General features: G+C 47.4%; 19 protein-coding genes. 4 read left to right on the forward strand and 15 right to left on the reverse strand.

Translation table 11 applies throughout. The annotated features are described in order from the left end of the window. Nucleotides 1–220: 220 nt before the first annotated feature. From mfd to HMPREF0658_RS04395, 8 genes are all read right to left on the reverse strand, one after another. Entirely contained in the window at nucleotides 221–3652 is a 3432-nt protein-coding gene (gene mfd / locus HMPREF0658_RS04360; protein ID WP_006948886.1) for a transcription-repair coupling factor, read from the reverse strand. A 104-nt stretch (nucleotides 3653–3756) separates the two neighbouring features. Next, on the reverse strand, nucleotides 3757–4689 hold the full coding sequence (gene rsgA / locus HMPREF0658_RS04365; protein WP_006948887.1) for a ribosome small subunit-dependent GTPase A: 933 nt from the start codon (nucleotides 4687–4689) through the stop codon (nucleotides 3757–3759). Between the two features lie 354 nt (nucleotides 4690–5043). Next, complete coding sequence (gene frr / locus HMPREF0658_RS04370) at nucleotides 5044–5604, reverse strand: ribosome recycling factor (RefSeq protein WP_006948888.1); 561 nt, start codon at nucleotides 5602–5604, stop codon at nucleotides 5044–5046. A gap of 118 nt (nucleotides 5605–5722) precedes the next feature. Beyond that, nucleotides 5723–7993 carry a RelA/SpoT family protein gene (locus tag HMPREF0658_RS04375; RefSeq protein WP_006948889.1) on the reverse strand — a complete coding sequence of 757 codons (2271 nt, stop codon included), beginning with the start codon at nucleotides 7991–7993 and terminating at the stop codon, nucleotides 5723–5725. A gap of 67 nt (nucleotides 7994–8060) precedes the next feature. After that, entirely contained in the window at nucleotides 8061–9419 is a 1359-nt protein-coding gene (locus tag HMPREF0658_RS04380) for a lytic transglycosylase domain-containing protein (RefSeq protein WP_006948890.1), read from the reverse strand. Nucleotides 9420–9444: 25 nt separating this feature from the next. Further along, nucleotides 9445–10065 (reverse strand): DUF5683 domain-containing protein, encoded by a 621-nt coding sequence (locus HMPREF0658_RS04385; RefSeq protein ID WP_244860902.1) that lies wholly within the window; start codon nucleotides 10063–10065, stop codon nucleotides 9445–9447. A gap of 132 nt (nucleotides 10066–10197) precedes the next feature. Next, nucleotides 10198–11091 carry a ParB/RepB/Spo0J family partition protein gene (locus tag HMPREF0658_RS04390; RefSeq protein ID WP_006948892.1) on the reverse strand — a complete coding sequence of 298 codons (894 nt, stop codon included), beginning with the start codon at nucleotides 11089–11091 and terminating at the stop codon, nucleotides 10198–10200. A gap of 230 nt (nucleotides 11092–11321) precedes the next feature. Further along, nucleotides 11322–12086, reverse strand: a complete 765-nt coding sequence (locus HMPREF0658_RS04395; protein WP_024990969.1) for a ParA family protein — start codon at nucleotides 12084–12086, stop codon at nucleotides 11322–11324. 110 nt (nucleotides 12087–12196) lie between these two features. Between HMPREF0658_RS04395 and surE the strand changes: the two genes are divergently transcribed. Next, nucleotides 12197–12976 (forward strand): 5'/3'-nucleotidase SurE, encoded by a 780-nt coding sequence (surE, locus tag HMPREF0658_RS04400; RefSeq protein ID WP_006948894.1) that lies wholly within the window; start codon nucleotides 12197–12199, stop codon nucleotides 12974–12976. Between the two features lie 28 nt (nucleotides 12977–13004). Continuing rightward, a complete protein-coding gene (lpxB, locus tag HMPREF0658_RS04405) occupies nucleotides 13005–14156 on the forward strand; it encodes a lipid-A-disaccharide synthase (protein ID WP_006948895.1) in 1152 nt (383 codons plus the stop codon). A gap of 25 nt (nucleotides 14157–14181) precedes the next feature. On the opposite strand, the gene HMPREF0658_RS04410 is transcribed toward lpxB, so the two are convergent. The 5 genes from HMPREF0658_RS04410 to HMPREF0658_RS04430 all read right to left on the reverse strand — a co-directional run bounded on the left by HMPREF0658_RS04410 (nucleotide 14182) and on the right by HMPREF0658_RS04430 (nucleotide 18009). Then, nucleotides 14182–14874: a DUF421 domain-containing protein gene (locus HMPREF0658_RS04410; RefSeq protein ID WP_006948896.1), complete on the reverse strand. Its 693-nt coding sequence runs from the start codon at nucleotides 14872–14874 to the stop codon at nucleotides 14182–14184. An 86-nt stretch (nucleotides 14875–14960) separates the two neighbouring features. Continuing rightward, the gene (gene aroB / locus HMPREF0658_RS04415) at nucleotides 14961–16013 is read right to left on the reverse strand and encodes a 3-dehydroquinate synthase (protein WP_024990968.1); all 1053 of its coding nucleotides are present in this window, start codon (nucleotides 16011–16013) and stop codon (nucleotides 14961–14963) included. A gap of 36 nt (nucleotides 16014–16049) precedes the next feature. Next, a complete protein-coding gene (locus HMPREF0658_RS04420; protein WP_006948898.1) occupies nucleotides 16050–16886 on the reverse strand; it encodes a CvfB family protein in 837 nt (278 codons plus the stop codon). 287 nt (nucleotides 16887–17173) lie between these two features. Next, a complete protein-coding gene (locus tag HMPREF0658_RS04425) occupies nucleotides 17174–17779 on the reverse strand; it encodes an OmpH/Skp family outer membrane protein (protein WP_006948900.1) in 606 nt (201 codons plus the stop codon). Nucleotides 17780–17787: 8 nt separating this feature from the next. Further along, nucleotides 17788–18009 carry a hypothetical protein gene (locus HMPREF0658_RS04430; protein ID WP_024990967.1) on the reverse strand — a complete coding sequence of 74 codons (222 nt, stop codon included), beginning with the start codon at nucleotides 18007–18009 and terminating at the stop codon, nucleotides 17788–17790. A 176-nt stretch (nucleotides 18010–18185) separates the two neighbouring features. Between HMPREF0658_RS04430 and HMPREF0658_RS04435 the strand changes: the two genes are divergently transcribed. Beyond that, nucleotides 18186–19643 carry an aminoacyl-histidine dipeptidase gene (locus HMPREF0658_RS04435; protein ID WP_006948902.1) on the forward strand — a complete coding sequence of 486 codons (1458 nt, stop codon included), beginning with the start codon at nucleotides 18186–18188 and terminating at the stop codon, nucleotides 19641–19643. After that, nucleotides 19640–20038, forward strand: coding sequence for a hypothetical protein (locus HMPREF0658_RS04440; protein ID WP_006948903.1), 399 nt, complete (start codon nucleotides 19640–19642; stop codon nucleotides 20036–20038). The genes HMPREF0658_RS04435 and HMPREF0658_RS04440 overlap by 4 nt, the downstream gene beginning before the upstream one ends. A gap of 29 nt (nucleotides 20039–20067) precedes the next feature. On the opposite strand, the gene HMPREF0658_RS04445 is transcribed toward HMPREF0658_RS04440, so the two are convergent. Continuing rightward, nucleotides 20068–20685, reverse strand: coding sequence for an aminotransferase class IV (locus tag HMPREF0658_RS04445; RefSeq protein ID WP_006948904.1), 618 nt, complete (start codon nucleotides 20683–20685; stop codon nucleotides 20068–20070). Then, complete coding sequence (locus tag HMPREF0658_RS04450; RefSeq protein ID WP_006948905.1) at nucleotides 20669–21652, reverse strand: aminodeoxychorismate synthase component I; 984 nt, start codon at nucleotides 21650–21652, stop codon at nucleotides 20669–20671. Before HMPREF0658_RS04450 ends, HMPREF0658_RS04445 begins: the two co-directional genes overlap by 17 nt. Nucleotides 21653–22224: the final 572 nt, after the last annotated feature.

The raw sequence follows: 22224 nt of genomic DNA on the forward strand, positions 1-22224 counted from the left end.
GTGTGTGTGTTACACTTTTTTCCGGTGTATGCAAATATAAAGCGTTAAAAGATGCAGAAAAACATACTTTTTTCTGCGTCTCATTCATCATCGTATTATAATTGTTTATTTGTTTCACGGCGGCAAAGGTATAACAAACTTTTGGAACAGCCAAATATTGGGAAAAGAAATATAAAAAGGGAAACTAAATATACGCACATGAAAGAAAGCGCAAAAGCGACTAAGCCTCGGTCTTTTCTATTGCTTTTAGCGTTTCGACAGCTTGGCCGACAGAGTGGATATGGGCAACCACCATGCTGCGCTTTCCCCTTATCTCCTTCAGATTGCAGTCGCGGGCATGCACCATGAGATAAGCAATGATTTTGTCGAAGACTTTACTCTTATAGTACGCACTTTCGGGATTGCTCACAAACTGCATCTGCATCTGTCCTTGTTTAAGAATGAGTTTCTCGCACCCCAAGCGTTTCCCTACACGCCGAAGCTCAACCACGCGCATCAGCTCAAGCCCCTCTTTGGGCACCGCACCAAAGCGGTCTTCCAGCCGGCGTTTGTAGTTCTCCATCTCGTTGTCGTCTTTCAGATTGTCGAGTTCACGATACAACAGCATCCGTTCGCTGCTTCCGGGCACATACGTGTCGGGGAAATACATTTCGAAGTCGCTCTCCACGGCGCAATCGTCCACAAAATCGTCGCCCGTCGGCTGCTTTCCGTCTTGCATTTCCTCTGCATACAGGTCTGAAAACTCGTCATTTTTCAACTCCGTCACGGCCTCACTCAATACTTTCTGATACGTTTCGTAGCCCAAATCCTCTATAAATCCACTCTGTTCTGACCCTAACAGATTGCCTGCTCCTCGTATATCGAGGTCTTGCATGGCAATATTGAATCCGCTGCCGAGACCGGAGAACATTTCCAGCGCTTCGAGACGACGGCGTGCCTCATTGTTGACAGTAACGAGCGGGGGCGCAATCAGATAACAAAAGGCTTTGCGATTGGAACGCCCCACCCTGCCCCGCATCTGGTGAAGGTCGGAGAGACCGAAGTGCTGGGCACCTCTTATAATAATGGTATTGGCATTCGGAATATCTATACCGTTCTCTATAATAGTGGTGGAAAGCAATACATCGTAGTCGTGGTTCATAAATCCCATGATAACGGCTTCGAGACGGCTCGGCGACATTTGTCCGTGGCCTATCACGACCCTGCAATCGGGTATATGCTGAACGATGCTGTCGGCGATGTTCTGCAACTGCGCAATGTTGTTGTTGACCACATACGTCTGCCCGTTTCGACTCATCTCAAACTCGATAGCATCGTACATCGCGTCGTCGTTAAAGGTGGCAATCTCCGTGCACACAGGATAACGATTGGGCGGAGGAGTACGCATGATGCTCATATCTCTTGCACCCATGAGCGAGAACTGCAAGGTGCGAGGGATGGGCGTGGCCGACATTGTAAGCGTATCGACGTTCGCTTTGAGGGCGCGCAGTTTCTCTTTGGTCGACACGCCGAACTTCTGTTCCTCGTCGATAACAAGCAAGCCGAGGTCTTTCCACACCACATTTTTGCTGACCAACTTATGTGTTCCCACGAGGATGTCTATCTTTCCGGCTGCGAGGTCTTCGAGGATGCTTTTCATTTGCGAAGCAGTGCGGGCGCGGGATAGATAATCGACCCGCACGGGAAATAATTTCAGCCGTTCGGAGAAGGTGCGATAATGCTGAAAAGCCAGCACCGTGGTCGGCACGAGAACAGCTGTCTGTTTGCCATCGAAGGCGGCTTTGAATGCAGCGCGGACGGCGATTTCGGTTTTGCCGAAGCCCACATCGCCACACACGAGCCTGTCCATCGGTCGTTCGCTCTCCATGTCGGCTTTGACTTCCTGCGTGGTTTTCAGCTGGTCGGGTGTATCTTCGTAGAGGAAACTCGCTTCTAATTCGTGTTGCAATGACGAGTCCGGACTGAACGCATGCCCTTTGATATGGCGTCGTTTGGCATAGAGTTGTATCAAATCGCGTGCTATATCTTTGATGCGTTTCTTGGCTCTTTCTTTGAGTCTGTTCCATGCTCCGGTGCCTAATGTGCTGAGACGAGGCGGTTCGTCGGTATTGCTGTTGCGGTATTTGGAGATTTTGTGGAGCGAATGGATGGAGACATCCACCTTGTCGTTGTGTTGATAGGCGATGCGGATAACCTCTTGGTAGCCTGTTTCTGTTGCGACGCGCACAAGTCCGACAAATCTTCCGATGCCGAAATCGACATGCACGATGTAGTCGCCTGTTTCCATTTCCAGCAGTTCTTTCATTGTGAGCGCCATCTTGCCTGCTCGCGCTGCATCGCTGCGGAGGTTATATTTATGGAATCGGTCGAAGATTTGGTGGTCGGTGAAGAAGCATATTTTGGCGTTGTTGTCTATGAATCCCTCATGCAGGGTTTTATCTACAGGTGTAAAGTCGATGTAGCTATGCGAGATGCTGCCTGCTGTTTTGGCTTTTTCGAGGGTTCTTTCATCGAAGATGTCTCTCAGTCGTTGATTTTGTTTGGGGCTGTCTGCAAGGATATAGAGGTGATATTCTCGGAGCAGATAGTCTTCCATTGTCTGCATCAGGAGGTCGAAGTTCTTGTGAAAGAGGGGTTGTGGCGCGGTGTCGAAGTGGAGTACGGCTTGAGCGTCGGCGGTGTCGTGCTGTCCGAATTCCACTTGTTTGAGTGCAGAGATGCCATTGATGAATTGCGAGGCGGTGAGAAATTGGAACTCTTGCTGTATCTCTTCCACGCGTTGTTGTCGTTCCTGTTCGGGGATTCCCTCCAAGCGTTCGGCCAATGCTTGCGATGAGAATCCGTCGCGGTAGATGCGTTCGATGCGGTCTTGTATGTAGCGGATGCTCTTGGCCACGATAATACTGTCGGACGGAAGGAAGTCTGTCAGCGGTATCTTCTCGGTCTTGACGGCCGATAGTTCGGGCACAATCTCGACGCTGTTTTTTTGTTCTTTGGAGAGTTGGTCTTCTACGTTGAAGGTGCGTATGGTTTCTATCTCGTCGCCGAAGAAGTCGATTCGGAAGGGAAATTCGCAGCTGTAGGAATATATATCGAGAATACTGCCGCGCAGGGCAAATTGCCCGGGTTCATAGACATAGTCAGTTTCCGTGAATCCGAGGTCTCGCAGGGTTGTGCCGAGGGTTATCACGTCGATGCTCATTCCTGTGCGGAGCGTCATCATGTGCTGGTTGAGTTGCGAGGAGGAAACAACTTTTTCTCCCATAGCTTCGGGATAAGTGACGATATAGAGAGCCTCAGTCCTTTTCGTTGCGATGCGCGAGAGTACTTCTGTTCGCAGGATTTCATTGGCCGGATCGTGCTGCCCATATTTCACGGCACGTCGATATGACGAGGGAAAGAACAACACGTTCTCTTGTCCGAGCAGTTGTGTGAGGTCGTGGTAGAAATATCCTGCCTCGTCAAGGTCAGGCAAAACGAAGACAAGCGTCTGTGTAATTTCTTCCATCAAACCGGCAAAGAGCATGGCGGGTGCGGAGCCGGTAAGCCCGTCGAGACGAATGGTCGTGATGCGTTTGTCGGCGAACAGGTCTGTGAGTGCTGTGCTTTGCAGCAGTTTTCCGTATTGTTTCCGAATGATTTGTATGTCCATTGTAATCTGTCTAATGGCGATATGATGGTTCTCCGACCGCCGTTCGTCCGGCTTCGATTGTGGGATATATAAGCAAGACGAAAGATGCGGCGGGAAGATGGATATCAGAATGCATCGCGATACTTGTTTTCTTCTTTGTCGTCGAGCATGCTGAGGTATGACCGGTAGCGGCTTTGGGCAATGTGGTGGCTTTCCACGGCTTGCAAGACGGCACAGCCGGGTTCATGCGTGTGGGTGCAGTTGCTGAATTTGCAATGCTTTGCGTATACGAAGATTTCCTTGAAGTAGCTGCATATTTCGTGAGGTGCCATATTGAAAGTGCCGAAGCCTTTGATGCCGGGGGTATCGATAATGTAGCCTCCTGCGGGAAGTTCTATCATTTCACTGAAGGTGGTGGTGTGGGTACCTGTGTTGTGAGCATCGGATATTTCGGCGGTGCGAAGGTTTTGTTCGGGCAGCAATCGATTGATGAGCGTGCTTTTCCCTACTCCACTGTTGCCGCTGAGCAGGGTTACTTTGCCTGCAAGGATGGGAAAGAGGGCATTGGTTCCTTCGCCTGAAACGGCAGAAATACACCGACAGTCGTAACCTATTTGTCGGTAAAGGTCGGTGAGTCGGTCGAGAAAGCGAAGTTCTTCGGCGTTGTAGCGGTCGCATTTGTTGAAGATTAAAACGACGGGCACATCGTAAGCCTCGGCCGAGGCGAGGAAGCGATCAATGAACGTAAGCGAGGTTTGGGGATAGTTGACGGTGGCAATGAGGAAGGCTTGGTCTACATTGGCGGCCAATATATGGCTCTGCTTAGATAAGTTGGCGGCCTTTCGGATGATGTAGTTCCGTCGCTCTTCAATGGTTGTGATGAAAGCCGTTCCTTGTGAATTGACGGTTATCTGCACACGATCGCCCACGGCAACGGGGTTTGTGCTGCGGATGCCTTTGATGCGAAAATTGCCTTTTACTTTGCTTTCGATGATGCGTCCGTCATCGGTTCGCACGGTGTACCAGCTGCCTGTATTTTTGATAACGAGCCCTTGCATGGGGAAAATGAGACAAAGAATTGAGATGGGTTGGGTAAAAATGGGAAATTGAGAGCGAAAGGACGATGGCAAAAAATTTACCGGAAATATCTAAGTCCCAATCGGTCATGAGAGTATTTATCTACCATCTTTATATGGACTCCATCGTTTTCTGTCATCTTCTGTTCGCTTGTCGGCATCTTGTCTGCCTTCCTCTCTCGACGTAGTCCGCTACACCTTCGACAAGATGGCAGACAATCTACCCAACAATCCAACAAAATCTGTACAGGTCTCACGAACGATTTGGGCTAAAAGAAAACACGTTTCCGTGCTTTGTCCCTTTGCTCTCAATTTTCGACAGAAAGGAATGACGTGTTAAACCGTCATGATTTCCTTGTCTTTAGCAACCAATAAATCGTCGATTTTCTTGATGTATCGGTCGTGTATCTTCTGGAGTGCGTCTTCAGCATCTTTCTCGTTGTCTTCGGAAAGGCCGTCTTTGATGGCTTTCTTCAACTTCTCTTTCACGTCAGCACGTACGTTCCTCACCTCTACTTTGGCTTTCTCGCCAATGGCTTTGCATTGTTTCGAGAGCTCGCGGCGACGTTCTTCGGTGGGTTGCGGAATACCTAAACGGATGATTTCTCCGTTGTTTTCGGGCGTAATGCCTACATCGGAGTCCATAATGGCTTTCTCAATGTCTTTGATGGCTTTCTTATCCCATGGCCGAACGGTAATGGTGCGTGCATCGGGAACAGCGACATTGGCTACCTGATTCAAAGGAACCATCGAGCCATATGAATTTACTTTAATTCCATCGAGTATGGCAACGTTGGCGCGTCCGGCACGTATGCGTGCCAATTGCTCCTCTAAGAACATGGCTGCCATTTCCATTCTCTCTTCGCTTTCGCTAAGTGTTGCTTTAATGTCTATCATATCTTTGTTGCATTGAATTCTGAAATACAAATGTAATGATTAATCGCGAACCGTACAAAAGTTCCGTCTCTTTTTTGCTAAAGCTCCCCTCACGGCCGACGAACACTGCACTGCGGCATCAGACAATCTGCTGAATCTCTTTCATACCGTCGATGTTTTTCAGGTCTTCCATGATGCGCTTCACGTCTTCTCTGTCGTGTATGCGGAGTTCCACACTGCCGTCGAAGATGCCTTCATGCCCCTCAAAAACAAGTTTTTTGATGTCTACATTGAAACGATCGGTAATCGCGCCCGATATGTCTTTCAACATTCCTTTGCGATCAATGCCTCGTATGCGGATGGTGGCATCGAAATAGAGCTGTTTGTGCATGTTCCATTTGGCATCCAATATGCGGTTTCCGAAACTCGATTTGAGCCTCGCTGCCACGGGGCAACTACGCTTATGAATCTCTATACGCTGCTTCGTGTCGATATAACCAAGCACATCGTCGCCCGGGATGGGATGACAGCAAGAGGGGAAGATGTAACCATTGATGTTGTCTTCGGAGATAAAAATGGGTTTCTTTCGGTTGAAGTTCTCGCCTACCACGATTCTATTTTCCGCCTCGGGGGGGGCTTCTCTCTTCTTGTCATTTCCAAGGAAAGGCACGTACTTGCGCCATGCGAAGTTGTTGCTGTTCTTCTTCTTTCCGTGCAAATCATCCAAATCTTTATCTCCGAGCGTAATGTTCTTTTCACCGATACTTTGTAACAGTGCTTCGTGTGTCTGTATTCCGTGCGTTTCACACAGTTTATCAAGCACGGAAGCCGTCAGTTCCAAGTTGTTCTCTTTCAGCCATTGCGTAAGAATATCTTCGCCTTTCTTCTGTATTTCACGGTCGTTTCTGCGAAGAATAGCCAATATCTTTCCCTTCGCCTTTGCTGTAGAAACGAAATGAATCCAAGCGGGTTGCACGTGTTGCGACATCGACGTAAGTATCTCCACTTGGTCTCCGCTCTGTAACTTGTGGCTCATCGGTACCAATTTGTGGTTTACCTTAGCACCGATGCAATGACTTCCAAGTACCGTATGTATCTGAAAAGCGAAATCAAGAGCTGTACAACCGGCGGGCATGGTCTTTATTTCACCTTTGGGCGTAAAGACGAATATCTCGGAAGCGAAGAGATTGAGTTTAATGGCATCAAGGAAGTCCATGGCATCGGGCTGCGGATCGTCCAAAATCTCTTTGATTGTGCGCAGCCAATTATTCAGTTCCTTCTCGTCTTCCGTATATTCTCCACCGGCTTTATATTTCCAATGGGCGGCAAATCCCTGCTCGGCCACCTCGTCCATGCGGTCGCTTCGTATCTGCACTTCTATCCAACGACCTTGCTTACTCATCAATGTAACGTGTAAGGCTTGGTACCCGTTGGCTTTCGGATGATTGAGCCAATCGCGCAGACGGTCGGGATGCGACTTGTAAATCTTATTCATCGCCACATAGATTTGGAAGCATTCGTTGATTTCTTCCTCACGTTTCTTGGGCGTAAAGATAATGCGCACGGCTAAAATATCATAGATTTCGTCGAACGTGATGTGCTTGGTCTGCATCTTATTCCAAATAGAATAAGGGCTCTTCACTCGCGCTTTTATCTGATAAGCGATGCCCATCTTGTCCAAAGTTTCACGTATCGGAGCGGTAAACTGTGCAAACAAGGCATCACGCTGCACCTGTGTAAGTGAAAGTTTTTTCTCTATCGCGGCATATTCTTCGGGATGTTCGTACTTGAAACTTAAGTCTTCGAGTTCTGTTTTTATTTTGTTTAGCCCTAATCGGTTGGCCAACGGTGCATAGATATACAGTGTTTCTCCCGCTATTTTGTATTGTTTGTTGGCAGGTTGCGACTGCAATGTGCGCATGTTATGCAAGCGGTCGCATATTTTAATGAGAATCACACGAATGTCATCGCTCATCGTCAAGAGCAGTTTCTTAAAGTTCTCGGCCTGTGCTGATGACCAATCACCAAACAGTCCGCCACTGATTTTGGTCAGACCGTTCACAATTTGTGCTATCTTAGGGCCAAAGATATTCTCTATATCCTCAACTGTATAGTCTGTATCTTCCACCACATCGTGCAAGAGAGCCGAGCAGATACTGGTTGAACCCAGCCCCATTTCCTCACAGGCAATCTGCGCCACGGCAATAGGATGCATGATATAAGGTTCGCCGGACAGACGCTTCACCCCTTTATGTGCCTGCTTGGCAAAGTTGAAAGCCTTGGTAATGAGGTCTACTTTCTTACGATGTCGCGAGGCAAGATAGGTATCCAACAAATGCTGAAAAGCACTATTCACCATTTGTTCCTCGTCAATCGTATGCTCATTTTTCTGCTGTTCGTCCATCATCATGCTCTTCTATATATTAATAAGGTATCAGGTGATGGGCGGACATGACAGTCCGCCCCTAACGATTGCTTTACTTAATACGTATTTTCTTGCCTGCTCTAATGGTTGTTCCATTGATTTTATTGAGCCGCCGGAGCTGCTTTACCGTCGTTTTATTGCGTCTTGCAATTTCCGAAAGGGTATCTCCGTTGCGCACGGAAATGCTTTTACTTCGTTCGCGACGAACCTTTTTTGCTCCTTTCTTGTGTTTTCCATAACGTCTGCCAGCATATTTCCACGTCACAACCGGTTTGCTTCTCTGTATGACAGGCACGGCTTCATTCACGTCTACCTCATTTCTTCTTACCGGCATCACTTCGGGTTGATAGGCATAAATGGAGTCTTCGTTATCGATAAAGGTACTGATTTCTGCTACGGGAAGCCGCAAAGCAGAGGGCGATGCGTAGCCGTTGACGATGTCGCAACGATATTGTGGGTTCAGAGAACGTAAGTGTTCGATATTGATATTGCAGACTCTGGCGATTTGTTCAAAGTAAACATCCCTATTCACCATTACGGTGTCTGTCTTGACAGGCAAATCCGTAATCATCGGGCAGATATTGTGCTCGCCGTAATAGTTCATGATATAATTAGCGGCAATAAAGGCCGGTACATATCCTCGCGTCTCTTTCGGAAGATAAGGGTATATCTGCCAATAGTCGGTACTTCCGTTAGAGCGATGTATCGCCTTATTGATGTTGTCGGGACCGGCATTATATGCTGCGATGACAAGATTCCAATCGCCGAATATCTTGTAAAGATCGCTCAGGTAATGAGCAGCTGCATACGAGGCTTTCACAGGGTCTCTGCGTTCGTCTACCAAAGAATTTACGGTAAGACCGTATCGCTTTCCCGTGCTCAATATAAACTGCCAAAGCCCTGTTGCCCCTACTCTCGACACGGCATTGGGATTCAATGCCGACTCGATAACCGGCAAATACTTCAGTTCGAGCGGAAGTCCGTAGGCTTCCAAAGCATCCTCGAAGATGGGCATATAGAAGTTGGAAGCCCCCAACATGTAACTGACAGACCGGCGAAGCCTGCCGCTGTATCGGTCGATAAATTGCTGAACGATGTCATTGTAAGGCAATTCTATGATACAAGGGATACGTTTCAGTCGGTCGATATACACCTCTTTTTCAAACACGGGGTTATAGTCGTGCGTCTCGCAGGTGGTATCGGGATGCAGATAAAGTTGGGAGTTGTACAGCATCAGCAGGGAGTCAAGTCCTACGGTCATACCTTCCGGTACGTCGATGATGCTCTCCTTTCCGTCTTTGTTCTTTACGGTTATCTCTTCATCGTTGTCTGTCTGCGCGTTGACCACGCCCATACTGCCACACAGCAATGCGGCAATGAATAGACAACTCCTTTTTCTCAATGGTTTCATTCCTGTTGTTTTGTTCTTTTATAGGTTAGAAAGTCAGGCTGCAATGTATGCCTATACCGTTCGACCTCATCAGCGACCTGCCATCGGTGGCATTGATAACAGTCGGTTCTACCCGCAAACTGAGGTCTTCGGATATATCGAATTCCGATAATGAAGCATCCACGTATGCGTCGATGACAGAGAGAGCATACACGCCAATCAAAGTGAATATGCTCAAATCCCTATATCTTCGGTATCGGTCTTTACGCTTTTTGAACACGGTTTGATACTGTGCCATGTTCGAGGGAGTAATGGTTGCCCCTAAATGCAGGAACTTATTGTAGCTCTGCGTGGTGGGATCGTCGTCCATAATGTCCATATACGCCTGCGAATAGTCATGATACATTTGGTTATTCCAGCGTATAGCGTATGCACATCCCACAAATCCACCGTAAACGATGGGTAACTTCCAATACTTCCGATTATAAATCTGACCGGCTCCGGGCAGTACCAACGCGAGCCAAAGAGCACGCTTCGGGTCGGGCTTCCATGTTGTCCAATCGTGTGGTTTACGAACTTTCCGACTGTCTTTCATCGAAATGCTCATACTGTCTGCATGCGTAAGAAGCACCGGAGACAACGTTTCTACCGTCTGCTTCTCCTTCATTATCGTATCAGAAGACCCAACAGATGGTTCACCGATGCGTTCTCGTGCACCGGCAGAGATACAACATGCCGTGAACAAGATACAGACAATAATGCCCGAACGGAATCTTCTTTTGATGCAAACGCTCACGTTTTACTTTTCTTTCAGTTTGTCGAAAACGCGCATAATGTGCTCCAGCTCCTCTTCATTCGCAAAGGGTATACTTATCTTTCCTTTCCCTTTGGCGGAACAGGTCATCTGAACCTTCGTACTTAAAAAGCCTGACAAACGTTTCCTCAGTAAGTCGAATTCCTCCGGTAGCTTTGTTTTGGCTGCAATTCTTTTCTTTCCCACTTCTTCATCGCCGCCGTTCTTAAGCCGTTGCACGATTTCTTCTACCTTACGAACAGTGTATTGATTCTTTTGAATCTCTTTAAACAACTGTATTTGAAGCGAGGGGCTCGACAATGCTAACAAAGCCCGGGCATGTCCCATGTCTATCTCTCTCTTCTGTAAAGCCATCTGCACTTGAGCAGGAAGTTTCAAAAGGCGCAGATAATTGGCCACTGCCGCGCGGCTCTTCCCTACTCTTCCCGACACTTTTTCCTGTGTCATTCCCGATTTTTCCATCAGGTGTTCATAGGCCAGAGCTATCTCTATGGCATTCAAATCCTCGCGTTGTATGTTTTCCACGAGTGCCATTTCCATCACGTTCTCATCGCTCACAGTACGTATATAGGCTGGTATGGATTTCAAACCGGCCAGCTGTGAGGCGCGCCAACGACGCTCTCCTGCTATGATTTGGAACTTATTGTCTGCTACTTGGTGAAGCGTAATGGGTTGGATGATACCTATTTCGCGGATGCTGGTTGCTAATTCACGCAACGCTTCCTCATCGAACTCGCGACGAGGCTGGTTCGGATTGGCCTCTATTTGCTCAATCGCAATCTCATTGATGGTAGAGGAGCCTTGTGTACGGACACTTTCCGTGGAAATAAGCGCATCGAGACCGCGCCCCAATGCATTGAATTTCTTGTGTACTGCCATATGGTATATCTATGCGTTTAACGGGCTTCGCGCCCACAATTCTTTATTTCTTATTATTACGTCTGCAACGTATTGATTTAAAACAAGTTACCTCTCACTTCGCAAAAGCTATGCTTTCAGCGTATTGAAGCTATGCTTTCGGCGCATCAGAGCTATGCTTTGACAGCGTAAAAGCTATGCTCTCTCAAACGGGTATCTGTCCTTTTGCGGGAAGACTGCTGTGAGAGAGACTATTCGGACTTATTGATAATTTCCTTCGCCAGTGCCAAATGATTCTTACTTCCGGTAGAGTCGGCATCGTAAAGGATAACGGGTAAACCGTGGCTGGGGCTTTCGCTGAGCTTTACATTACGCTGTATGACGGTTTTGAATACCAATTCTTGGAAATGACGCTTTACTTCATCGTAGATTTGGTTGGCAAGTCTCAAGCGGCTGTCGTACATCGTCAGCAGGAAACCCTCTATCTCTAATTGCGGATTCAGCTTGCTTTTGATGATTTTAACGGTATTCAGCAACTTGCTGATACCTTCGAGTGCAAAGTATTCACACTGAACGGGGATGATGACAGAATCGGCCGCCGTAAGCGAATTGACTGTGATAAGACCGAGCGAAGGCGAACAATCGATGAGGATATAGTCGTAGTCGTTTTTGATAGGAGCCAATAAACGACGCAATACGGCCTCACGGTCATCGAGGTTCAACATTTCTATCTCTGCTCCCACAAGGTCGATATGACTGGGTATGATGTCAAGTCCTTCGATGTCGGTGGTATAGATGGCATCCCTTACATCTGCATGATCGATGATACATTCGTAAAGAGAACACTCCACATTCTTCACGTCTACGCCCAATCCGCTTGAGGCATTGGCCTGCGGGTCGGCATCTACTACGAGCACACTCTTTTCCAGCGTAGCCAAAGAAGCTGCGAGATTAATGGTCGTTGTGGTTTTTCCCACACCGCCTTTCTGATTCGCTAAAGCTATGATTTTTCCCATTTTATAGTCTCTTCTCATTCGTTGATTCGGTTACAAAGTTATATATTTTATGTGAGAAACAGGTATATTAAAGGTTTTTTCGTACATTTGCAGACAAAATAAACGCAAGTATGAAAGAGCAAAAAAGACCGTTGATACTGATTTCCAACGACGATGGATACCACGCAAAAGGACTTCGCTCACTCGTAGGGATGATAGAAGACATGGCCGAAGTATTGGTCTGTGCCCCCGAATCGGCACGTTCGGGCTTTTCATGTGCCTTTTCGGCCACTCTCCCCCTTACCTTGAAACGGCGAAAAGACATCGGTTCAGCAGCTGTATGGTCATGCAACGGCACACCGGTAGACTGTGTGAAACTCGCACTCAGCGAGCTAACGCCCCACAGGAAACCCGACCTCGTGCTCGGAGGCATCAACCATGGCGACAATGCCTCTGTGAATACGCACTATTCGGGCACAATGGGTGTGGCATTGGAGGGCTGCATGAAAGGTATTTCGGCCATCGCTTTCTCACTTTGCAACCATGCTGACGACGCTGATTTTGCACCTTTGCGAAGTCTTGTCAGGCAGTTTGTGGGTCGTGTTCTCAAAGAGCCATTGCCTGAAAACACGTGTTTAAACGTGAATTTCCCTGTCTGCGACAGTTTTAAAGGGGTGTGTTCGTGTCGTATGGCCAAAGGTATGTGGGGCAATGAAGTGGTGCGTTGCGAGCATCCCAGAGGCTATTCGTACTATTGGCTCACAGGAGAATACACCAACGAAGAGCCTTATGCAGAGGATACAGATAATTGGGCTGTGACACATGGCTATGTGGCTGTTACGCCAACACGTATCGACGTAACCGACTATGCGATGCTCGAACGTATCAAAGGCTGGAAATTCGACGAATAGGAAGCTGGCTTTCAACACGTTAGAAAAGATGAAGTATTACTTGATAGCAGGCGAAGCCAGCGGCGATCTTCATGCTTCTCGCCTAATGAAAGCACTGAAAGAAACCGATAAAGAGGCCGAATTTCGCTTCTTTGGCGGTGATAAAATGGCAGCGGAAGGCGGCGTTCTCGTGAAGCATTATAAGGACTTGGCGTATATGGGCTTTGTTCCCGTATTACTACATCTGCCCACCATATTTAGGAATATGGCTTTCTGTAAGCGCGATATACGAACTTGGAACCCCGATGCTGTTATCTTAATAGACTATCCGGGCTTTAATTTAAGCATTGCAAAGCATGTTCGCGCCCACACAAAGATACCGGTCTATTACTACATCTCTCCCAAAATATGGGCTTGGAAAGAATATCGCATCAGGAGCATCAAGAGAGATGTTGACGAGATGTTTTGCATCCTACCCTTTGAAGTGCCGTTTTATGAGGGTAAACACCGGTTCCCCGTGCATTATGTAGGTAATCCTACAGCCGAAGAGGTGGCACTTTTCAAGGCATCATACACAGAGCATCGTGCTGCATTCTGTGAGCGGAATCACCTCAATGGCAAACCTATCATCGCCTTATTGGCAGGCAGTCGGCGGCAGGAGATTAAGGATAATCTGCCTGCTATGATAGCGGCTGCAAGCCGATACCCCGACTATCAACCCGTGATTGCCGGCGTATCGACCATTGAAAGGACATATTACGAACGCTTCATGAATGGCTGCGATGTACCCATCGTTTACAACGAGACTTATCCGCTCTTGTCTCACGCCGTTTCGGCACTCGTCACCAGCGGTACCGCCACTTTGGAAACAGCACTTTTCAACGTACCTCAAGTGGTTTGTTACGAGACCCCCGTACCCCATCTCATTCGCTTTGCATTCCATCATATCATCAAAGTGAAGTATATATCGCTGGTCAATCTCATCGCCGATTGCGAGATAGTACCCGAACTTTTGGCAGATCGCTTCAGCATGGAGAACATCGCCAATGAGTTGGAACGTATTCTTCCCGGCCATCCGCAACGAGCCATCATGCTGCAAGCATATAGAGAAGTACAAGAAAAAATAGGCCATTCACAAGCGCCTTACCATGCTGCAAACATCATGGTAAGGCTCCTTCACGCAACACAAAACAAGGAGTAAGGGCATTACTCCTCGCTTTCGAGACTCAATTCAACACCTCATCGAGGAGTTCTTCGGCAGTTACTTCCTCACTACCACGCTTCACATCGCCGTTCTTCGCTACGATATAAAGTCCTTTTCGCGGTGTCCATTCCATGCAAAAGAGGTCTGATGGCGAGTCGTAACCATGGTTCTTGATGTTGCGAAGCACCCATGCACGGGTACGATTGCAGTGTGCCAACGTACTGTTTACAATGGCTCCGTTGTTTACAAGCAGATAAGATTCGGCCACTTTCCCCACCTCTGATACCGTGATAGCTCCGTTTGTTTCAAACCGAACGTCATCTACATCGAACATGGAGAATACTCCCTTCTGTCTCAAAAGCACCCTGAATTGCTCCATTTCCAAGCTATTGCGCTTGAAAACCTTAAAGTTCAATATGCCATTTTTCACCAAATATACGCTGTCTCCTTTGATAATGCGCCTTAAAAGAGAAGACCTCATACAGAAACGGATAAACAAATTAAAGAATGTCCATACCGCCAAAGCGAACAATATATGCCATACAGACATGTCGGGGTTATAGATGACACCTCCCACAAGTGCTCCGATAACAAATGCACTCACAGTGTCGAGAGGAGTAATCTGCGCCATTTGCGCCTTACCGGCTATGCGAAGAAAGAAAAGGATACCGACCATTCCGGTCATTAACTTAAGAGCGATGTCAATGTATTGCATATGATTGAATGATTGAAAATGATGTTTTGTCTTTTATGATTACACCTTATTATATATAAAAGGTGAATCCCGATGTCTCGTTTGCTTTACGTTCCGTCTCTATAAAAGTCGAGTGCATCTGTTATTTCCTCTTCTGTCGCGGTTTGATTGATGTGTATATCGCCCACATCGGCTAAGAGGGTGAAATTGATCTGCCCTGCTTCGTTCTTCTTATCATGGTGCATCAAAGCTATCAATGCGGAGTAATCGTCGCAGGAAAAGTCGAGTTTTCCATAATAATCATTGATGAATCGTACCGTTTTACGCATCTTTTCAACAGGGAATCCCTGCTTGACGACACTCAAATAAAGCTCGCATACGAGGCCGAAAGCCACGGCATAGCCATGCAAGAACGGACGTTTTACGGCCAGAGACCATGCTTCGAAGGCGTGACCGACTGTGTGGCCGAAGTTCAAAGCCTTACGAATTCCGCGTTCGGTGGGGTCTTTTCTCACGATATTCTCTTTCACTTTCACGCTTGATCCCACCATTTCCTGCAAACGAAAGAGGTCGGGTTGCGCTAAATCAAAGCAGAGTAAATCCGCCCACATCTGTGTGTTGCTGATGAGACCATGCTTCAACATCTCGGCATAACCTGAACGTATATTCGTTTCATCGAGCGTTTCAAGAAAGCGAGTGTTGAGCAACACGCAGGCAGCTTCATTGAAAACGCCTATTTCATTCTTCAATCCATTGAAATTAATGCCCGTCTTTCCCCCCACGGAAGCATCCACCATGGCCAGCAAAGTGGTAGGAATTTGAATAAAATCGATGCCCCGTTTAAAAGTAGAAGCAGCAAAACCACCCAAGTCAGTCACCATTCCGCCCCCTAAATTGATGAGACATGAATGGCGTGTAGCTCCTCCGTTACTCAATGAAGTCCACACCTTTACAAGGCTGTCGAGGCTTTTATGACTGTCGGAAGCCTTGATGGTAATGAGGCGAACGTCTCGAAGCATATGAAACCGGCTAAGTAACGGCCAACAGAGGGCTTCCGTCATTTCATCGGTAAGCACGAAGATACGGTCGTGGCAGCAGACCGCCAAAGCCTTTGCCAAGTCGCTTTCCAAGTCTTGGGAGAGGATGATTCGTTGTTTCATAAGCAGCATTGAACGGGTGTGAAAAGAGCCGAGGCCTTATGAAAGGGTAATCCCCTTATCGCTAATGACTATCAAACGACGGGCATAAAGGTCGCCGATAGCACGTTTATACACTTTTTTACTGACCTGGAAGCACCGTTTTATTTCTTCGGCATCACTTTTATCGCCCAATTCGCACGTACCTCCATTGTCTTTCAGATACTGCAACAGCGTATCGGCAAAGTCCTTTGCATGGCGTTGTCCATCGGGTTGCAGCCTCACATCTATCTTCCCATCGGGTCTTACACGGTCGATATAACCTTTCATTCGGTCTCCCGTGTGCACTTGTTTAAATACCTGATTCTCATAAATAAGTGCAGGATAACGATTGTCTATGATGGCTTTGAAACCAAGGTCGGTCTTCTGCCATATCATCACATCTACTTCTTCACCATGCCGATAGGCAGGTTTCTGCCTGTCGAAGTAATGTTCCACCTTGGCAGAAGCTACAATGCGGTAGCTTTCTTCATCAATATGCACATGCACGACGTAACGGTTTCCCGTTTCCATCCTGCGTTTCTGTTCACGGAAAGGACAGAAGAGGTCTTTCATAAGCCCCCATTTCAGGAAAGCACCATATTGGTTTGTCCATGCCACTTCCAAACATGCAAAGTCTCCCACCTTAGCCAAAGGGGTGAGTGTAGTGGCTACCAATCGCTCGTCTTGGTCGAGATAGACAAACACTTCCAACTCTTCGCCTATCTTACAATCAGCAGGTACGTAGCGCGAAGGCAAGAGTATTTCTCCTTCGTCGCCTCCTTCAAGATATACGCCGAAGTCTACTTCTTTGGTTACAAACAGGCGATTGAAGTCGCCGAGTTTTACTTTCTCCATATCATCCGTTGTCTTTTGTGAAACGGTCTTTCCCTACTCTCCAAGGGAAAGACAATGGGGCAACCCACCCTAAAAGAACTTTTACACATGAGCAAGTCTGCCTGTTGATGCTTCTCCTTTATCTGCAAAAATGACAGAGCATAGCTTTCATCCTGTAAAAGCATAGCTCTAAGGCGATGAAAGCATAGCTTTTACGCGGTAAAAGCTATGCTTTCTCACGACAATCGTTTTCCTCGCGTCTATGAAACCCTATCCTGCTGAACAGCAATAGGTTGCACAAACGCATTTTACTTGCCGCCTTTTTTAACCTGAGACTTATATGCCTTATTCAAGCCGGCTACCACTTCGTCGGTGATGTCATAGCTCTTATCGGCATACAGCAGGTTATCACCCTGCTTGCTGAGTATCAGCGAGTATTTTTTATCTTTGTTGTAAACAGCCAGATAGTGCTGAATGCTGTCGCGCAAAGCCTGATTAAACTTATCGGTCTCTGTCTGGAACTCATTTCCGAGGCGTTGTTGCAAGGCCTGCAAGTCGTCGTTTTGCTTCTGCAAACCGGCCTGAATGGCCTCTGCCTGCGCCCTTGTATAGGCATTTTGCTGTACTTTCTGCTGAAAATTAGCTGCCGCGGCTTGCAAGGTACGTCCCTTTTGTGCCACAGTATTCTGAATGTTCTGCCTCTTCTTTTCAAGAATCAGCGAGTATTCTTTACAGAATTCGTATTGCGACATGATAGAATCTACCTCTACATAGGCTATCTTCATGCTGCCGGCAGCAGGCTTTGCGGCTTGTGCAGGTTCAACCGTCTGCTGACGAGATTTATCGCAAGACGATACTGTCGCTGTAGTTGCAGCAACCACAGCCATAGTTAAGAAAAAGTTTTTCTTGTTCATTTTACTTATTAAATAGGTGTATGATTTCTTTCTTTGATACTTGTACGGGGTGCGATACGTGCTTCTCGGTCTTGTTCTATCACGCAATGGATGCCTTGGTCTCTCAGGTGCGGGTTGTCGTGTATATGCTGTGAAGCGAAAGAACCGTTTCTCTTCAGTATCACTTTCACGCTTAATAATGCCATAGCAATAGCAATTATTAACACCGTTAATAGGATTATTTCCATCATTTTTCTTAAATTTGCAGTGATAAGGCCTTATGACCTATACCTTGGAAAGCAACTTAGCTTCTGCAAAGCACATGCAAATGAGCGCAATGTAAGTTCGCTTACAAATTGCCGAATGCAGCTTAGCTTATGCAAAGGTAAGTATTTCTTTAAGAAAAACCCTCAAAACTACATTAATAATGAATAAAAGTGATTTAAAGCCTATCTGCGTTTTTGAACAATTCGCAAGAATCAATGAGATTCCCAGACCATCAAAACATGAAGAGAAAATCGTAGCTTATTTGGTAGATTTTGCCAAATCGCACCATCTTCCGGTAAAAGTAGATAAAGCCGGAAACGTGCTGATTAGCAAGCCGGCCACCAAAGGCTACGAAGACAGAAAGACCCTCATTCTGCAAAGCCATGTAGACATGGTATGCGAAAAGCTGCCCGACCTTGACTTCGACTTTCAGAAAGATGCCATTCAAACCTATGTAGATGGCGAATGGTTGAAGGCCAAAGGCACGACATTAGGTGCCGACGACGGTATCGGAGTGGCCATTGAGTTAGCAGTATTGGATAGCAACGACATTGAACACGGCCCGATAGAATGTCTCTTTACCACAGATGAAGAGACGGGACTGACAGGTGCCGACGCGTTGGAAGCAGGTTTTATGACCGGCGATATGCTGATTAATCTTGACTCGGAAGACGAAGGACAGATTTTCGTTTCTTGTGCCGGCGGCATCACTACCACAGCCGTGTTCTCCTTTGAGCGTGAGAATGCACCGGCAGAGGCAGTGTTTCTGAAAGTTTCCGTACAAGGTCTGACCGGTGGACACTCCGGTGATGACATCAATAAAAAGCGCGCCAACGCTATCAAACTGCTGGCTCGTTTCCTTTATTTCTCACAGGAGAAATACGGATTACAGCTCTCCGACTTCAATGCAGGCAAGATGCACAATGCCATCCCGAGACATGGACACGCAGTATTTGCCGTTTCCAAAGAGGCGAAAGAGAAACTGAAAGAAGACTTAAAAGTGTTTGCAGAAGCAGTGAAAGACGAATTCCATGTAACGGAACCTGCTATACAATTCTCCATAGAAGAAGCTCCTGCTGCTAAAGTGTTGCCCAAAGACGTATCGAGAAACTTCATTCTCTGCATGCAGGGCGTATATAACGGCGTACTGACCATGTGTCAGGACGAGGCCATCGCATGGCTGGTAGAAACATCAAGCAATGTGGCCAGTGTGGAAATGGGAGAAAAAGACATCACCGTAGTTGCCAGCCAGCGGTCGAATGTGATGAGTAACTGCACGAATATGGCCAACACTGTGAAAGCCGTCTTTGAGCTTGCCGGCGCACGAGTGTCGCAGTCTGACGGCTATCCGGCATGGAAGATGAACCCGAACAGCGAATTGACAAAACTTGCTGTAGAAGCCTACAAGAACGTATTCCACAAAGAACCACAGGTGTTAGGCATCCATGCAGGACTGGAATGCGGCCTGTTCTCGCAACGTTATCCCAACCTCGACATGGTATCTTTCGGCCCGACATTGCGTGGAGTGCACTCTCCCGATGAGCGCCTGCTTATACCTACGGTGCAGATGGTTTGGGATCATTTGCTGGAAATGCTGAAGAATACGCCGAAACGATGAAGATACGGCACTTTTATAAAACAGCCGCAGCCGGTTTGATGGCTGTCGTTCTGCTACTGATGGGGTGCGGACAGGCACACGATGCCAAAGCAACCGTATCGGCCTTTCTTGACGAGAATCTGGTGCAAGGCGACCTCTCCGACTTGGAATACTCAAAGATAGATTCTACGACCCACGTTTCCGCCGCCGCAATAGACAGGATGCGGGCAGAAGCAAAGACGCAAGGCATCTTTAAAAAGGACATCAAGTACACGGGGGAGGCACATCCGAGAACACTCATTTACATTCGTGTGACATATCGGCTGACCAATATCCAAGGTTCGGAAAAGAAATGCGCGCAGACGTTTTACTTAGACAGAAGCCTGACAAACGTCGTGGCCTTTAAGAACGACTGACAAAAAACGAAACGAAAGAACAGGGCTTTTCAAACTGAAAGGCTCTGTTTTTTCGTGTGAACACATGAAATGGGAAGCACCAACTCGCCCATATCTATCATGGCATTGAAGAGCGCAATGTATTGATAATGCGGCAGGTCGGACAACAGAATGTCCTTTTCTATGAGCATACCGCTATCCAACAAACTTGCGCGCATGGTGCCTTCAAGCAACGGAGTAGCAGGAGTGAACCATTGATAACCGTCATAGAGAGCGATGTTGGTATAAGACGTATCGGTGAGCAAACCATTTCTAACTATCAATACGTCGTCGCATACGCCTTTCAAAGCGAGCAAGCGTTCGAACAAACTCCGGTCAGCACTTTTATAACGGTAATCGGCCTCGTTGCCATCAACCAATTGCAGACTTTTCAGTAAGCGCATGCGGTAAGGTTGGAACTCGGTTTTCAAGATACCGTCGGCATTGTATAGCACACGCGCCTTTACCCGCTCATCCATTGCCGGACAGGCTTTCAATACTTCCTCGAGCGGTAACGGTGCGGTTTTTCCATGACGTTCGCGCAGCGTACGTTCTATTCGAGCTACGTGGTAAGGCAACCGCTGCGGCATCCCCCTTTCTATCCGGATGGTTTCAATGTATAGGCACATAGACTTTCTGCTTCACTTCCTCGTATTCATCGCTCCATCGGCTTTGGGCGGTAATGCCTCCTCCGGCCTTGAAGAACAGGTGTCCGTCGCTTTGATCGATAAAGCGTATCATGACGGCACTGTTCATTCTGCCCTGCACACAACAACCCATGACACCTGTATAGAAGTCGCGTCGGTAGTTCTCTGCATTGTCGATGATTTGCAGGGTCTTCGTCTTGGGCGCACCGGAGATAGAGCCTGCGGGCAGAAGCGTGAAGAGCATCTGACCAAAATGCCGGAGATAATGGGGCGTGAGATGGCCGGCAATGTCAGAACTCGTTTGCAACAACACGCCGCGATGGGTTTCTATACGGTCGATATAGCGGTATCGACGCACGCACACTTGGTCGGCTACCATGCTGAGATCATTTCTGATAAGGTCGACAATCGTGGCATGTTCGGCAGCTTCCTTAGCATTGGCCATCAATACGCGTTCAGCCTGCGGGATGGAAGCATCAATCGTGCCCTTCATGGGGTAAGAACTGATGATGCCATTGCTGACGCGCACAAACGTCTCGGGCGAGAAACAAACCAACCTGTCCTTAAGCCAAAGACGATAAAGGGCTTGCGAACGAAGACATATATCGCGCATCGTGAGCGAAGTTTTCACAGGAATGCGACAGGTGAGGTTCGCGAGATAGCTGTTGCCGGCCAAGAGATGGGAACGCACGAGCTCGAAACTGTGACGATAATCGCTGGCCGAGGGATAGTCGGCCGATAAGCGGACAGGCGAACAATCGCGGGGCTTTTCGCCACGGATGTTGGTGAATCCCTCGAAATCGAAGAGGCATTCGTTGGGGTCTACCTCATCGGCAAGCTCCACGAAAGCCTGCTCTGCCTCATAATCTATGATGAAGATAAAGGCTTTTCCCTCGCCAGCCAATCGGTCGATACGTGCTATCGCCTCTTCTCTGCTATACGTTTTCATGCTGCAATGATGATTTCCGAAGATGCAAAGGTATCAATATTTTTAGGAAATGCTTGCGAGGTTTGCAAATATTCCTTACCTTTGCCGCCGTCATTCAAACAAAAGAATAAAAATGATGCCGAGTGCGTGTACATATAATCATAGTGTAGCATTGCAGAAAGACGCAAACTTTTTTGCAAATTTTATTGCCGATTATTTGGTCAATCCAAATAATTTGCTAACACACACACACACACATTCGCACCTGGCGTAACCGCCATTCGATATTTTATCGTACGCGCGCGCGTAAGGCAGCGTGTATTCCCCATAAGCAAAGGGCTTTCGTAAGTTCCCTTTGTTCCTTTTTTCATGCCCTTTTGCAAGGTGTGGAAAGGCAAAAATGACTCTAATTTATTTAATCAAAACAAGTAAAATAAGATGAAAAGAAAACAGGAAGACAAGCTCCCTTATCTTGCACCATGGTGTGAGGTTGTAGAAGCAGAAGAAACAAGTTTAATCTGCAGCAGTCCGAAAGTAACTCCCAACGGGCCGGGCTTCAACGAAGACGATTGGGACAACGAACACGACATTGA

It is taken from the genome of Hoylesella marshii DSM 16973 = JCM 13450 (genome assembly GCF_000146675.1).
Lineage (GTDB): Bacteria > Bacteroidota > Bacteroidia > Bacteroidales > Bacteroidaceae > Prevotella > Prevotella marshii.